Here is a 15,308-nt window from a genome sequence, read left to right as displayed (position 1 = left end):
CCGCGTCGGCGCGTCATAGTGTTGTCGGCAGAAGATGGAGGTCGTACGTGGTGGAGCGGAAGCCCGGCGGAGGGTTCGCGTGCGAACTGGTCCTCAACGGGGATGTACGAGCGGATGCGCCGGCCGCCTTGGGACGGAGGCTGGCCGAGGACGGGGTCGCGCGGGTCGAACCGGTCTACGCGGCACGGCCCGAGCCCGGACGGCGCTCGGGCGGTGTCGTCGAGGTGGCCACCCTTGTGGTGACCTCGGCCGGAACCCTGGTCGCGATCATCGAGACGATCCGGGGCTGGCTGACGGGCGCGCGTGACACCGGGCCGAGCGGTGGGACGGACGGCGGGACGGGCGCGGCGGACGGGTCCGCGGGCGTCACCTCGATCACGGTCATCATGGGCGACGACAAGGTGGAGATCGTCCAGCCCTCCACCGCCGCCGAGGAGCGACTCGTCGAGGCGTTCATCCGGCGGCACAGCCCGTCATGAGCGAGCCGGCCACGCTGAACGTCCGGGTCACCGGGCAGGACACGATGACCGTCCGCTACGAGTACGAACTGCGGGTCGGCAGCACCGCCGGCGACAGCCCTCCGCTCGAGATGGAGTACACGGTCGAGGTCGACCCGGGGTTGGTACGGGACTATCGCAACCGGATCGACGACGCCCTGACGGAAGCGGCCGCCGTCGACGGGGCCGCACCGACCTCGACGTCCGGCCCGGCCAAGGAGCTGGCCAAGTGGGGCAAGCTGCTCTACGGGCATATGTTCCCCCGCCTCCAGGGCAACGTGGCCGAGCTGGTGACCCGGCTGCACGCGTCGACCGGACCCGTCCTGGTGCGCACGAACGAGCAGGAGGTCCCCTGGGAACTGCTGCACGACGGCACGGACTTCCTCGGTCTCAAGCACGACCTCGGGCGCAAGCTGGTGGGCAAGCGGCCCGTTGTCGGCGGGCGCAGCATCAGCCGGGTGCGGCGCGCGCTCATCGTGGGCGACACCGTCGGTGACCTTCCCTCCGCCCGCGAGGAGGTCGCGAAGGTCGCGGCATGGCTGCGTGACCGGGGTATCGAGTGCAAGGTACTGCTGGGCAGGGACGCCACCCGGCTCGACGTCATCACCGAACTGGCCTCGGAGGAGACGCCCTACGACCTCTTCCACTTCTGCGGTCATGTGGCGACCGGGGCCGGTACGAGCGGGCTGATGATGCACAACCGCCAACTCCTCCACGGGGTCGCGCTGCAGAACCTCTCGTCGCGCGGCGCGCCACCGGTGACCTTCATCAACGGCTGCGCCTCCGCAGGGGAGGGGCAGGTCGCCAACATGTGCATGTCGTTCATGACGCTGGGCGCGAAGACCGTCGTCGGTACCCGCACCGACGTCGCCGACGAGGGGGCCTGGCTGTTCGCCGCCGAGTTCTACGGGCGGCTGCTCGCGGGCGAGCCGGCCGGCGGCGCGGTCCGGGCGGCCCGCGCCGCGCTCCGCGAACGGCCGGACGCCGCCTGGGCGTCCTTCATCCTGTACGGCGACCCGTCCGCGGGCATCAGCAAGGACGCGGCGACGGGGATCCACGAGCCGCCGGAGCCGCCCGAGGACGACGATCTCACGATGGTTCTCGCCCCCGACGCGCAGAAGCTGATGCGGCGGGTACGGGCGGCTGCCGCAGACCGGGGCGGGGTCGCCTCCGTCGATCTGCTGCAAGGGCTGCTCGGCGAGGCCGACATCCGGCAGCGGATCGAGGACAGCATCGGGGCGAGCGCCATGGCGGCCCTCGACCAGATGATCCATTTCGTCGTCGACCGCAGCGCCGGCCCGGACGACGACGATTCCGACGCCGGCCTCGATACGGACGATGGCAGCGTGCTGTCCGACACTGTCATCCGTGTCTTCGCGGACGCGGCCACCCGTGCCGCCGAGGACGGCCGGTCCGCCATCACCACAGCCGACATCACGGTCGCCTTCGTCGCCGTGGGCGGTGGTGTCTCCTCCCGGCTGCTGCTGGAGATGTGCGGGGTCCCACTGGACCGACTGCTGCCGGACAGCGAACGGGAGGACAACGTTCCGGACCCGGTCCACGACACTGCCGAGCTGAACGGCGACGGACTGCTGCCGATGGGCGACCTGAGCCGCAACGCCGTGGGCGTGATGCGGTTCGCGAATGTGCTGGCTCAGAAGCACGGAGAGGTCATCGGCACCTACACGCTGCTGCTCGCCTTCGGCGCGATGGGCAGCGAGGTCCTGCGCCGGGGTATGCACGAGCAGGGGAGCGCCGGGGAGCGTGCCTTCCGGAAGCTCTCCGAGATGCTCACGCCCCACCGCCGCGACCTCTCTCCCCGCGTCCACGACGTTCTGGACCAGGCTCGCCGGCACAACGCCGCCGCGCGCGTCCCGTCCGCCCGCGTCGGCGAGGCCGCGATCCTGCTCGCCCTGCTGGAGGACGAGCGCTCATCGGCCCGCGAACTGATCCAGAACCTCGGCCTCGACCCCGACCAACTCATCCGCTCCCTGAAAACCTCCCGCTGATCCCGGACTCGTCTCCGCCCCCGCCGCCCCCGACCGGCTCGATCGCCTCGCCCCGCCCGCCGGGCTCGACGGACTCTGCGGGCTCGACGGACTCTGCGGGCTCGATGGACTCTGCGGGCTCGACGGACTCTGCGGGCTCGATGGACTCTGCGGGCTCGATGGACTCTGCGGGCTCGACGGACTCTGCGGGCTCGATGGGCTCTGCGGGTTCGCTGGGCTCGGCGGATGCGCTGGGCTCTGCGGGTTCGCTGGGCTCGGCGGATGCGCTGGGCTCTGCGGGTTCGCTGGGCTCGGCGGATGCGATGGACTCGACGGCCTCGCCCAGCTCGGAGACCTCGACAGGCACTTCGGGCGCCCCCGGTACTTCCAGCACACCAGCTACATCCGGCTCGCTCGGCGCCGCAGCGTCGGCGGATCCGCCGGACCCGGCAGGCTCACCCGGACCGCCACGCTCATCCCGTTCATCCGCCCCCGCAAGCTCCGCCAACCGCGCAAGCCCCCGCGTCGCCTTCAGGTCCCCCGGCCTGCGGCTCAGGGACTCTGTCCAGTGGCGGTGGGCCTCCAGGGGGTCGCCGAGGTGGAGGGCGGTCAGGGCGAGGGCGTTGCGGGCCTCGGTGTCGGTGGGGCACCAGAGGACGACGGCGGCGAAGCAGTCCCGTGCGGCGGTGAGGTGGCCCTCGCGGGCGAGGGCGAGACCCCGGTTGAACAGGTACGCCGGGTACGTGTGCAGGCGCGCGTAGCCGGCCAGCGGCGTACGGCAGCCCGCGCAGAGCTCCGTACCGTACGGGTTCTCCCTGCGGCACAGGACCACCGGGCAGCGGATGTGCATCGCACTGGCAGCGGCAGCGGCGGCGGTCATCGGGTGGCCACCGGGATTCCGGAGTCGTCCGGGTCGTCGAACGGACCCCCGATGATGCTCTTCAGGCGGATCAGGCGCTGGCGTTCCTGCGCGGCCTCCTGCTGGACCCGGCGCGGATCCTGGGCGAGGAGCGCCTGCAGCCCGGCGAGCCGCTGGGCGATGCTCTCCACCTCGTGGCGGTGCTCGGGGGTGGCGGCGGGCGAGGCCTGGACCTGGGTGCGGACCTGGCGCAGGGTGTCCAGGGCGCTCTGCAGCTGGGACGCGGCCATCTCGGTCTCGGCGAGCGGCTGGGTCTGCTGGTGGTGCCGGTACGCCAGCGTCCTCAAGTGGTCGAAGATGTGCTGGAGTTGGGTGATGACCTCGGAGTACGACCGCTGGTCGCCGGCGCTCAGGGCCCGCTCGCCCTGGTCCCGCTGGACCTCGATGGCCTGGGCGATCTCCCGTTCGTCGTGCGGGGTCTCGGTCTCGGCGCTGAACGAGGCGACGTACCGGTTGAGTTCGGCGCAGTCGCGGACGAGCTTCTCGAAGTCCGCCCGGGGCGGTTGCAGATCCCCGGTCTCGTGCTTGCCGACGGAGTCGGCGATCGCCTGCATTTCTTCGAACTCATGGCCCGCTACCGCCTTCTCGCCCCGGGCGAGGGCGTCCTTGAAGGCGGTCTGAGCCATCTCCATCTTGGCCGTCTTCACGGCCGCCTCGCCCGCGGGCAGGAACTCCACGCCCTGCTCGAAGCGCCGCTTCAGCTCGGCCACCTGCTCCTCGTCGGGCAGTTCCGCCTCCGGCGGCACCTCGACGAGCGCCTCGAAGGGGTGGTCGCCGATCGAGCCGCGCACGGTGATGAGCGAGTGCACGTCCATCTCCACGTCGAGGTCGATGACCGTGCCCCGGGGCGTCGAGGACGGCACCGGCACCTTGATGACCTGGATCTGCCGGGCCTGCTGGTACAGCCGGAACTCCACGGTGGTGGTGTCGCCGGGGTGGCTGAAGTCGTAGCGGTCCTTGAAGGGCAGCGGCCGTAGCGCGGGGATCAGCGGCTCGCGCTCCGTACGGCCCTCGCGGGACACCTCCAGCAGGATCGGCTTGGCGTTGATGGCCGCGTTGACCGGACTGCCGACCGGCTTGGCCCCGGCGTCACGGTCGTGGACGACCGCACGACCGACCGTCGCCAGCAACTCCCCGTCCGCGTCGAACACTTCGACGGTGAGCAGGCTCTGTGCGTCCGGCTGGACGGGAATGCGAGTGAACGCGAAGCTGCCGCCCGGCTTGAGCGGCGCCTCGTCCTCGTACTCCTCGGTGCTGAGCCGCACCGAGCCGCCGGTGAGAGCGAGGTCGGGGTCGAGCGCCTCGACCGTACCGCCGACGACCGTGCGGTCCGTGGCCGTGACGACAGTGCCGCGGAAACCGACCCGGACCGTCCGCTCCTCGTTCAGGATGTCCAGGCCGCCCACCGCCGACGCCCGCACGGCGGCGCCCAGCGCGACGACCGTGTCCACCTGCTCGTACACCGGCTCGGCGCACCTGGCCCGCGGCCCGTCGGCGCCGGGGGCGGGCGAGCAGAGCCGCTCGCGCACCATCTGCCGGACCAGCGGCAGATGGGTGGAGCCCCCGGCCAGGATGATCTGGTCCACGTCGGCGAGGGTGATCCCGGCCTCCGTGGTCGCCTGGTCGAGCGCCTCGTCGCAGTACTGGAAGGTGCGCTCCAGCAGCGGCCGGGCGATCCTCTCCAGCTCCGTCCGCTCCATCAGCGTGTCGATGACGACCCGCTGCCCGTCCTTGTCGGTGAGCCCGCCGGCGTCGCGGAGCATGAACTCCGTACGGTCCGACAGGCCCTTCTTCGCGGACTCCGCGAGGGACTTCAGCTGCCGGAAGCGCAGCCGGTCCTCCGCGTCGTTCTCCAGGTCCAGGTCCATCGCCCAGTCGTCGTCGATGAGCAACTGCTGGATGTGGCGGGCGAGGGCGGTGTCGATGTCGTCGCCGCCGAGCATGGTGTTGCCGCTGATGCCGAGGACCTTGAAGTCGCCGGCCTTGCAGCGCACCACGCTCACGTCGAAGGTGCCGCCGCCGAGGTCGTAGACCAGGAACGTGCCGTCCCGGGTGCCGGTGCGCCAGCAGTAGTAGCTCGCGGCGGCCGTCGGCTCGTGCAGCAGGTCCACCACCCGCAGCCCGGCGCTCTCCGCCGCCTTGCGGGTGGCGTCGATCTGCGGCTGGTCGAAGTACGCGGGGACGGTGACGACGGCCCGGTCGACCACCCAGCTCACGTCCTGGGTGTCGAACTCCGTCACGTCCCGCTCGATCTGCCGCTTCATCTCCCGCAGGATCTCGGCGGAGATCTCGACGGGCGTGCGTTCCTCGCCGGGTGCCAGCGACACCGTCGTGGGTGATCCCATCAGGCGTTTGACGGAGGTGATCGGCTGCGGCTCGCTGCCGACCCGCGCGAACGCCTTGCGGCCGACGACCAGTTCGCCGCTGCGCGGATTGCGCCACACACAGCTCGGCGTCGTACGGGCGTTCATGCCGTCCTGGTGGATCACGATGTCGGTGTCGCTCGGATTCATCACCGCCACCGCGCTGTTGGTGGTCCCCAGGTCGATGCCGACGGCCTTGCTCACGTACTGCGTCATCCGTTGTCCTTCGTTACGGCGCTCGACGGGGCGCCCATGATCACTTGTCCCAGCCGTACGACCGTGCCGCGGTCGAGCACGATCGGCTCCACGGTCTCCGCCACCACCTCGGCGGTGAACTCGGGCCCGTAGCGCCAGCCGGCGATGTCGACGACGTCCGCGACCGACTCGTACGGCTTGCCGGTGGGGTCCTGCGTGGTGATGTCCATCGAGTGCAGCGGTTCGAGGACCTGTTTCCTCGCCACCTCCAGCCGGCGGCCCAGCGACTTCTCGCCCGCCGCCGCCAGCGGTCCGGCCGCCTCCCGCAGCAGGCCGTCCAACCGGGCGACGTGGACGGCCAGTTCGGTGAGGACCTTGCGGGCCGCCGCGGTCTCCTTCTGCACCCGGTTGCTCTCGTCCTGCAGGTCGGCCCAGTACCGCTGGAGTACGGCGGCCATCTCCCGGCCCGGGGCGACGGGGTCCGGCTGTTCCGGTCCCGCCGGTCCCGCTGGTCCCGCCGGTCCCGCCGGTCCGTCCGGCACCGGGCGCTCCTCGAACTCGTCCCAGTCCACCGAAGGGGTGTTAACCGAAGAGGACATCGCGCACCTCCAGCGGCGGGCGCTCCAGGCGCAGTGGCACCGGCGCGTGGTCCAGGGCGGGGCGGAGGTCGACGGCGGGCGGGGTCAGCATCCCGTCCAGCAGCCGCCGGGCCACCGCGGCGAGGTCGAAGTCCGCCGCCCTCGGCGCCTCGGCCGGCGGCCCGGACCCGGCGTCGAACGCGACCGGACGGCGACCGTACTGCCGGGCGAAGTCCTCCCACCGCTCACCGCGGTCGTAGTCGGTGTCCGGCACTTCCAGCAGGACGTGCAACTCCCGTGTCTCCGGGAAGCCCATCAACTCGTCCTTGGCCCATTCGGCGAGGGCGCCCGCCTCCTGTGGCCCGGTCAGGCCGAGTTCCCGGCAGCGCTCCGCCACCTCCTCGTCGCTCGCCGAGACAGGAAGTCCGAGGACGTGGAAGGGGTTCGGCTTCATAGGTCTCCTTCTTCGGGGTCGTCGTCGATGCTGTCGAGGAGCGTGTGAGCCGTGTCCGAGGTCGGGTCGAGTACCAAGGCCCTGCGCAGCACCGCACGGGCCGCGGCCCGGTCTGCCGTGCCGATGTGACCGACGCCCTGCAGGACCAGGGTCTGTGAGCGGTCCTTGTCGTTGTCGGCCGCTTGTTCCGCCTCCCGCGCCGCGCTCAGCAGAGCTGGATAGTTCTGGGTCTTCAGCGCGTCGAGGGCCCGGTTCATCGCGGCGCCGTACTGGGCGGCGCCCCTGGTGCTGGACAGCAGTTGGGGGGCGCTGGGGTTGCTGGGATCCCACTTCAGCGCCTCTTCGTACAACTTGACGGCGGCGCGGCTGTCCTGCGCGACGAACAGCGCGCGGTCCACGAAGTGCACGCCGAGCGCGCTGTTGCCGGGGAGGTGTCCTTTGCCCGGGGTGCAGAGCGGAGCGAGGGCGTCGGCGAACCTGCGCGCCCTTCCGACGACTTTCCGTAGTTCCCCGGTCCTGCTCATGCGGTAATGGCAGTTCTGCAGGTCGTTGTACCACTGGAGGCCGGTCTGGAGGAGGCGGGGCAGCGGGATGCCGAGGTCGATCAGCGGTTCAAGGAGGCGGACGCCGGATTCGTAGTCCTTGTCGATGCCCTCGTCGAGTTCCGTGATGGCGGCGGGGTCGTTGAGCGCCTTCTCGGCGGTCCGGACGACTTCGGCGCACCACTCGTCGATGACCGAACCGGCGAGCGCGGAGATCCCGGCCCAGCGCTGGGGGTCGCCCGCCGGGGACCACGGGAAGTCGAACTCCCGCAGAAGGCCGTGCACGGCGGACTCGCCCTCGCGGACAGCGTCCAGCACCCGCAGATGCAGCCGGGCGGCCTGACGCCGCCCCGACTGGCCCGACTGCCCCGACTGCCCCGACTGGCCCGGCTGCCCCGGCTGGAGGGCCTCGGCGCCGAGCTTGCGGTGCAGGGCGAACAACTCCGTGCACACCTCGTCGCGCAGCCGCCTCTCCGCGTCGGGCCCGGCGGGCGTCTCGCCGTGCTGCTCCCAGAAATCCGCCGAGCCCAGCAGCAGGGTCCACAGCACGGTCGCGCGGGCCAGGTTCCCGCCCGCCGAGGAGGCCGACGCGGGGCCGCCGAGTGCCACCTCCCGGTACAGCACGGCCAGGGTGTGGTGGAGCCGGACGCCGTACCGCAGGGTCTTCACCCGCTCCTCCCAGGCCCGCCGGACGCCTTTGCGTCCGCCCGATCGCAGGGCTCGGGTCAGCTTGCCGTCGGCCTCGATCGCCTTCTCCAGGGCAGCCGCGTAACGGCCGGGCCGCTCCCAGGGGACGGGCTCCGGCAGCGTGCCGGGGAACAGCTCGTTCAGCAGGCGGTCGACGTAGAGGTCGTATTCGAGCCCGTGGGCGAGCGACCTGGCTCTGCGGGGGGACGGGAGGGGTTTCAGCCCGGGGCCCTCCGCGGGTTGCAGCCCGGCGGCCCGGCGCAACAGCTCCGCGCCGCGCAGCGGATCCTCCGCCCTGCGGGCGGTCACCGCCCGGTGGCAGAGCAGCCGTCCGTACTGCGTACGCACATGTCCGGAGTCGTTCCCGTCCCCCTCCCCGTTCGCGTCGTGCGCGCGCTTCCACTGCTGTTCCGCCAGCTCGTACTCCCCTATGGCGGTGGCACAGCCCGCGAGGACCGCCGGGGCGAGTCCGGGCGCGTTGTCGTCGATCATCCGTTTCACGAGGCCGGCCAGGGGGTGGGGTTGGCCTGGACGGCGTTTGACGCCACCGGGCTTGCCCTTGGCACCGGGTTTGTTCCTGCCGCCGTTCCCGGCCTTGCCGCCGGGCTTGCCGTCGCCCGCGAGGAGCGCGGGCAGCAGCCGGTTGACGTCGGTGACGGCCGAGAGGTCGCAGTCGTCGGCGGCCGCGGAGAGCAGTTCCAGGGACCGTGTCGCGTCGCTCTCGACGAGCCCCGCCGCATGGACGACCCGGAGCAGCGCGGCCCGCTCGCCGCGCCCGTCGGGCGGGGCCGCTTCGGGTGGGCGGCCGTCCAGGACGTCGGCGAGCAGGGCGCACACGGCGTCGTCGCCCGGCGCGGCCCTCAACTGCCGTAAGGCGGCGTCCCGGTCGCCCCGGGAGAGGTCACCGGCGGCGGAGGCCAGCGCCAGCACCGGCTGTACGGCGCCGGAGAGCCGCTCCGCCCGGACCGGGGGCCGTCCGGGGGCGGGCCGTGCCATCGCGGCGGCCACGAGCCGGTCGGCGAGGGCGTGCACGTCCGGCAGGTCGTGCCGGTCGGCCAGGTCGCGCACCAGCTGGGCGAGGGCGTTGCGGCGGCCGGGGTCCTCGCTGAGCATGCCCGCCCGGGTGAGCGCGGTGGCCAGCACGGTCACGGCCTGCGGGGGCGGCTCGTCGGTCTCCTCGACCAGCGCCGCCAGCCGCCCGCACAGCCCCAGCCCGGCGGCCTCCGGATCCTCCACCAGCAGCGCGAGCCCCAGGACCCACTCCGTCCAGGGGTGCTGCCGTACGGCGGGCGGCAGCCCGGCCGGTTCGTGGCCCGGTCCGTCGTCCGGCGGGGGAGTGGTGCCGTGGGTGACGGTCCTGGCGGCCCGCAGCAGTACGGCGGCGTCCGGAGGTACGGCGTCCGGTGCGGCGGCGACGGCTCCGGCGAGTTCCCTGGCCGCCCGCCGCGCGTGGTACGGGGCGTCCTCGGGGTCCAACGTCGAGCCCTCCCCGGCCAGTTGGTGCAGCCGGACCGCGCCGACCACGTACGGCACCTGCGGCAGCCGGTTCCTGGCCAGCTTCGCCAGCCCGGCCTCGACCTCCTCGTCCGCCGCGCCGCCGGCCGCCTCGGCCCACACCCGCAGCAGCTCCGCCTTCGCGCCGGTCAGCCCGGCGAGCAGCCGGTGTGCCCGGCGCGGACGGCGCTCCTGAAGGTGGTGCGCCGCCAGCACCAGCGCCGCCCGCTGGTGCCCGAGGGCCAGCGCCGAACCGAGCAACCGCCGCCCCTCCTCGGGCTCGGCACGCAGTGCCCGCAGCCCCGACCACAGCAACCGGTCGGCCCGCGGCAGCCGCCGGTACAGCGGATGCCTCAGCAGCTCCGCCATGTCCGCCGCCCCGTCTGCCCGGCCGTACGCCTCGGCCAGCGCCGTACGCAGCGCCTCCAGCCGCTCCGGCGGGTCGCCGCCGTTCGGGGGCGGATCGGGGCGAGCCGGAGGTGGACCGGGTGGCCGTCGCCCCCCGGCCATGTCGCTGCGGATCCGGGCGATCGGCTCATAGCCGGGCGGGGGCGCCGTAGCGACGTGTTGCGCGTTGCTGCCGGGCCCCGCGTCCGGCTCGGAGTCCAGCAGGAGACAGGCGAACGCCCAGTCGTCCGGACGCCGGGTCATCGTGTCGCTCAGCAGCCGGAGTCCGGCCCGGTCACCGGCCAGCAGCAGCGACCAGGCGGCGTGGTAACGCCACCGCGGCAGAACGGAATCGCCGGATGCCAGGGGTACCTCGCCGGATGCCAGAGGTACCTCGCCGGATGGCAGGGGTACCTCGCCGGACGTCACGGGTACATCGCCGGACGCCAGGGGTACGAGGAGGTCGCGGGCCCGCGCCGCGTCGCCGTCCAGGAGGTGCAGTCGGCCGAGGGCGTAGGCGGGCCAGGGTCCCGCCTCGTGGGTCAGGTCGAGCGCGACCAGCCGGTCGGCGGCCGGGGGAGGGGCGTCGGTGTCGGAGTCGAACCAGGCCAGTATCCGGCCGAGGGCGGCCGCCGCGGCGACGCGGGGCGCGGCCCTGTCCGCCGCGTCGAGCGCCCACTCCGGAATGCTCGCGGCCCGCCCCGCCCGTACGTGTGCGACCAGCAACCCGAGAAGCGCGGTCTCGTCGCGGGGGTCCGCCTGACACGCCGCGAGAAGGTGCTCCCGGGCCGCGTCGGGTTCCCCGGCCACGAGCAACCGGTGCAGCCCGGCCGCCCGGTCGGCCCCCGGAACCCCGGTCCCCGCCAGCGCGGCCGCCCGCCGCAACCGCTCCGGGTCCGAGGAGAAGTCCACCCGCAGCACGTCGGCGACCAGCGCGACGACCGCCGGGGGCCATGGCCCGCCCCGCCGCAGCAGATCCGCGTAGACCTCCAGCCGGGGCGCGTCCCGTTCACGGGAGCGGGCCAGCTCGTCGGCCAGCGCGGCCCTGGCCTGGTCCGGCACCGACTCGGCCCAGTACAGCCTGGTCAGCAGCTCGACGCCCTGCCGCCCCTCCCCACGCCCGAACCGCGCCCCGGCCAGCGGCCGCAGCGCCTGATCGAGACTGACCTCGCCGGTCCCCGCGACAAGCCCGCCGACCCGCTCCAACGCCTCGAAGTCGGCGTCGGTGAGCAGGGGCCGGAACGGCTGCCCGGTCACCGACCGCAGGAACTCGCCCCACATCGGAGCAGCCGCGTCGGGCCGCTTCTCCATCCGCGCACACACGTCGCGCAGCCGCACCAGCCCGCTCTGCGGATCCGCCTCCTCGACGGCCGCGGCCCACAACCTGCGCAGCCGCCCCGACGCACTGAACCGATCCCCGAAGGACGCCGAAGGACTCATAAGGCCACGCTCGCTCTGTATGAGCGGCCCACTGCAGCCGCGCCCGACAGGGGCGCGGGGCTGTGTCCATATGCGGCTCCGCCGCGGGGCGCGACCAGCCACAACGCAGCCGCAGACGCCCGACGACCTACCACGGCACCCCCAGCCGCGCGCTTCACCTTCTGTTCCTCTCGCGTCCCGGAAGAGCCCCGAAGCACCCCGCCCCAAGGGGCGCGGGGCTGTGTCCATATGCGGCTCCGCCGCGGGGCGACGAGCAGCCACGACGAGGCCGCAGTCACTCGACGGCCCATCCCGGCACTGCAAGCGGAGCGCATCGTCACCCCCGGCTCCTCTCACGCCGCAGCAGATCCTCGAACCGCGCGGCCTGATACGTGTTCCCGGCCCGCCCATACGCGTCGGCGGCCCGCGACAGCAACTCGCACCGCTCCCTCCGCGTACGCAACAGCGCACTGTCACGCACCAGCTCCCACGCCTCGGCGAGGTGCCGTGCGGCGCCGGCCGGGTCGCCCTGCGCGTCGAACAGCCGGGCGAGTTCGTTCAGCATCGCCAGCCGGAGGGGAGGGGGGACCTCCCCCGACTTGGAGTCCAGACAGACGCGCAGCGTGCGGCAGGCCCCCGCCGCATCCCCCTTCGCCGCCTGCTCACGAGCCTCCTCCAGCGCGATCGCGCCCGGCGACGGACGACGGGGTCCGGCATGGGCCCGGTCCAGCGCGTCCAGGAGTTCCTGCGCGCTGCGGAACCGCCGCGCGGGCTCGAACTCCAGGCAGCGCAGCACGACTTCGTCGATCTCCGGCGTCACCGTGTTGTTCAACCGTGACGGCGGCGCCGCGCGACTCCCCTGCTTCTGCTCGTACAGCCAGATGCCGTGCATCGTGTCGGGCAGCCCCGGCGGCGGTATGAGGTGCTCGAACGGCAGCCGGCCGGTCAGCCCCTCGTACATCAGCACCCCGAGCGAGTACAGGTCGGACGCGGGCACGCTCTGGCCCTGGGAGGTCTCCGGTGCCATGTAGGTGAGGGTGCCGACGACGCCGGGGACCGACCCGGACTCCAGCAGCCGGGCGGCGAGACCGAAGTCGATCAGCCGTACGGTCAGATCCGAGCCCAACAGCACGTTGTCCGGCTTGAGGTCCCGGTGCAGCAACGGCTGGTCCAGGGCGTGCAGTCCGCGCAGCGCCACACAGATCTGCCGCGCCCACTTGAACAACTGCGGGGCCGGTACGGTCTTCATGCTCGCGAACTGGTCGGCGAGCGTGGTGCCCTGGACGAACTCCATCACCAGGAACGCCCGGCCGCCGGCGTCATGGGCCAGCCCCCCGTCGTACACATGGACGAGGTGACGGCGGGCCTCGGAGTCGGTCATCCCGTCCATCGCCTCGGCCAGCCGCAGGATGTCGGCGAACTTCTCCCGGGCGTCCGCCTCGGTCATCCCCGCGTCCCGGGAGATCTTGCAGGCGACCCGGCGGACGGGACGGCCGAGGATGCGCTGCTCGCTGAGGAACACGGCACCGAAGGCACCGCCGCCGATCCACTTGGTGAGCAGATAACGGTCGTTGATCACCCGCCCCTCGAACGACCGCAGATCGGTCCCGTCCCCGTGGCCACTCACTCCTGGACCTCCTGCCACCGGGTCTCCTGCTCCGTCTCCGTCTCCGTCTCCGTCTCCTTCTCCTGCTCCTTCTCCTGGGCCGGACTGAAGCGGATCTCCGTCCAGGGCCCGTCGGGCCCGGCGGCATGGAACACGCACTCGATCCGGTCACACCGCCGGAACTCCTCCTCCCGCCGCTCCCCTTCGAGCAGGAGCGGCTGGTCGATCAGTTCCTTGAGGAGCTTGCCGATGACGCGGCCACCCTCCTTGCCCCCCGACTCCTCGTTCGCCAGATGTCCACGCCGGGCGACGTAGTCGATCAGCGACTCGGGAACGACCAGCTCCTTCTCTCGCTTCTCCAGCCACCACGCCCGCTGCTTGTCGACCGTCTTGAGGCAGATGCCGACCATCGCCTCCAGATCCAGCGGCCGGAACACGATGATCCGGTCGATGCGCGCCATGAACTCGGGGGAGAAGACCGGCCCGCCCCGCGACTGGTCCCCGACCCGGAGCAGCGCCTCCTTCACCGCGGCCACGATCTCCTTCTCGGGCCGGCCCTCCCGTGTCATCCGGGAGATGATCTCCGCGCCCGCGTTGCTGGTGAGGATGAAGATCGCCCGGTCGCCATGGGCCTTGACGCCCCGCTGGTCGACGATCCAGCCCTCGTCGAAGAGGTTGAGGAAGGGCCGCCAGACCTCGGAGTGGGCCTTCTCCGCCTCGTCGAGCAGGAAGACGCCGTACGGGTCCGCGTTCAGCTCGTTGATGAGTTTGCCGCCGCGCTCGTAGCCGATGTATCCCGGCGGGGAGCCGATGATGCCCGACACGCTGTGCGCCTCGGTGAAGTTCGCCATGGGGTAGGTCACCAGGCGTTTGGAGGCGGAGTAGAAACTCGCGACGGTCTTGGCCAGTTCGGTCTTGCCCGTGCCGGTCAGCCCGGCGAAGAGCATCACCGACGCGGGGCCGCCGCTCGCCCCGGCCAGGCCCGCCTTGATGCGGCGCAGCTCGCCGGCGACCACCCCGACCGCGTCCCGCTGGCCGAAGACGGAGCCGCCCAGCGCCTGTTCGTAGTCGATCCGCTCGCCACCGATGCCGGCGATCTGCTCGGCGGGCACGCCCGACACCTCGGCGATGACCCGCACCACGTCCTCGGTGGTCACGACGGACCCGGACGCGGCCCCGGACGCGGCCCCGGGCGCGGCCCCGGGCGCGGCCCCGGGCGCGGCCCCGGACCCGGACCCGGGCGCGGCCCCGGACCCGGGGGTGCGTGCGCACCCCCGGCGGCCCCTCCCTCACTCCTCCCGAACCCCTGGGAGCGCCTGCCGACCGGGTGACGCTCATGGGAGCGCCTGCCGGCCGGGTGACGCTCAATGGCCGAATGAACAGTGTGTGACGGACACATGAGCCCCCGTGAGCCTTCTGTCATACCCGAGGCGTACGCTGATCGGCTGTCACGGGATCACCGTGGCACAGGGGGAAAACAGGAGAGTGCTCGGTGCTTGAGAGTCTGGGGTGGCTGGCCGCCGGCCCATGGATCTACGCCGTCGTGGCCGCGTCCATCCTCCTGGACGTGTTCCTTCCGGTCCTGCCGAGCGGTGTCCTGGTCGTCGGTGCGGCTACGGCCGCCGCGGCGGGGACGGCGACGGGGGCGATGCCGTGGGACGTCCCGGACATCCTGTTGCTGATCCTCTCCGCGGCCACCGCGTCCGTGCTCGGCGACCTGGTGGCGTACCGGCTGGCCTGGCGGGGCAGCGCCCGCCTGGACCGCGCCATCGCCCGCTCCCGGCGCCTGACGACCGCGCAGGAACGTCTCGGCGCGGCGCTCGCCCGAGGTGGCGGCCTCGTCGTCGTCGTCGCCCGCTTCGCGCCCGCCGGCCGCTCCGTCGTCTCCCTCGGCGCGGGCGCCGCCCGCCACCGCGCCCGCGACTTCCTCCCCTGGTCCGCCCTCGCCGGCCTCGCCTGGGCCGCGTACAGCGTCGCCCTCGGCTACCTCGGCGCGCAGTGGCTCGGGCCGACGTGGCTCGCCACGGCGGTGTCTTTGGCGGCGCTGTTCGGGGCAGGGGCGGTGGCGGCGTATTTCATGCGGGGGCGCTCCGCTGGGGCAACAGCGCCTTAGCGCTAGGGTCCAACTGTTGTCGGGCGAGTGCGGGTTGGTGGGGGCCGGTCGCGCCCACGCGGCGGA

Annotated in this window: 10 protein-coding genes; 3 read left to right on the top strand and 7 right to left on the bottom strand. The window is 72.7% G+C overall.

Annotated elements, in window-relative coordinates; all coding sequences use genetic code 11:
* Positions 1-47 precede the first annotated feature (47 nt).
* Together CES90_RS43885 and CES90_RS43880 are read left to right on the top strand one after the other, a co-directional pair.
* Positions 48-479: an effector-associated constant component EACC1 gene (locus tag CES90_RS43885; protein WP_189785520.1), complete on the top strand. Its 432-nt coding sequence runs from the start codon at positions 48-50 to the stop codon at positions 477-479.
* Positions 476-2,506, top strand: a complete 2,031-nt coding sequence (locus CES90_RS43880; protein ID WP_189785521.1) for a CHAT domain-containing protein — start codon at positions 476-478, stop codon at positions 2,504-2,506. The genes CES90_RS43885 and CES90_RS43880 overlap by 4 nt, the downstream gene beginning before the upstream one ends.
* On the opposite strand, the gene CES90_RS43875 is transcribed toward CES90_RS43880, so the two are convergent.
* From CES90_RS43875 to CES90_RS43845, 7 genes are all read right to left on the bottom strand, one after another.
* Positions 2,478-3,365 (bottom strand): tetratricopeptide repeat protein, encoded by an 888-nt coding sequence (locus CES90_RS43875; protein ID WP_189785522.1) that lies wholly within the window; start codon positions 3,363-3,365, stop codon positions 2,478-2,480. The genes CES90_RS43880 and CES90_RS43875 overlap by 29 nt on opposite strands.
* Entirely contained in the window at positions 3,362-5,983 is a 2,622-nt protein-coding gene (locus CES90_RS43870) for an Hsp70 family protein (protein ID WP_189785523.1), read from the bottom strand. Before CES90_RS43870 ends, CES90_RS43875 begins: the two co-directional genes overlap by 4 nt.
* Positions 5,980-6,561 (bottom strand): hypothetical protein, encoded by a 582-nt coding sequence (locus CES90_RS43865; RefSeq protein ID WP_189785524.1) that lies wholly within the window; start codon positions 6,559-6,561, stop codon positions 5,980-5,982. The genes CES90_RS43870 and CES90_RS43865 overlap by 4 nt, the downstream gene beginning before the upstream one ends.
* A complete protein-coding gene (locus CES90_RS43860) occupies positions 6,545-6,994 on the bottom strand; it encodes a hypothetical protein (RefSeq protein ID WP_189785525.1) in 450 nt (149 codons plus the stop codon). The genes CES90_RS43865 and CES90_RS43860 overlap by 17 nt, the downstream gene beginning before the upstream one ends.
* A complete protein-coding gene (locus CES90_RS43855) occupies positions 6,991-11,544 on the bottom strand; it encodes a hypothetical protein (RefSeq protein WP_189785526.1) in 4,554 nt (1,517 codons plus the stop codon). Before CES90_RS43855 ends, CES90_RS43860 begins: the two co-directional genes overlap by 4 nt.
* Before the next feature lie 316 nt (positions 11,545-11,860).
* Positions 11,861-13,150 carry a serine/threonine-protein kinase gene (locus CES90_RS43850; protein ID WP_189785527.1) on the bottom strand — a complete coding sequence of 430 codons (1,290 nt, stop codon included), beginning with the start codon at positions 13,148-13,150 and terminating at the stop codon, positions 11,861-11,863.
* Complete coding sequence (locus tag CES90_RS43845; protein WP_208921587.1) at positions 13,147-14,286, bottom strand: AAA family ATPase; 1,140 nt, start codon at positions 14,284-14,286, stop codon at positions 13,147-13,149. The genes CES90_RS43850 and CES90_RS43845 overlap by 4 nt, the downstream gene beginning before the upstream one ends.
* Before the next feature lie 335 nt (positions 14,287-14,621).
* Between CES90_RS43845 and CES90_RS43840 the strand changes: the two genes are divergently transcribed.
* Positions 14,622-15,242: a DedA family protein gene (locus CES90_RS43840; RefSeq protein ID WP_189784200.1), complete on the top strand. Its 621-nt coding sequence runs from the start codon at positions 14,622-14,624 to the stop codon at positions 15,240-15,242.
* The last annotated feature ends 66 nt before the right edge of the window (positions 15,243-15,308 follow it).

The sequence above is a fragment of the Streptomyces capitiformicae genome, assembly GCF_002214185.1.
In the GTDB taxonomy this organism is placed as follows: domain Bacteria; phylum Actinomycetota; class Actinomycetes; order Streptomycetales; family Streptomycetaceae; genus Streptomyces; species Streptomyces capitiformicae.
This window is presented reverse-complemented; position numbering and strand designations above follow the sequence as displayed.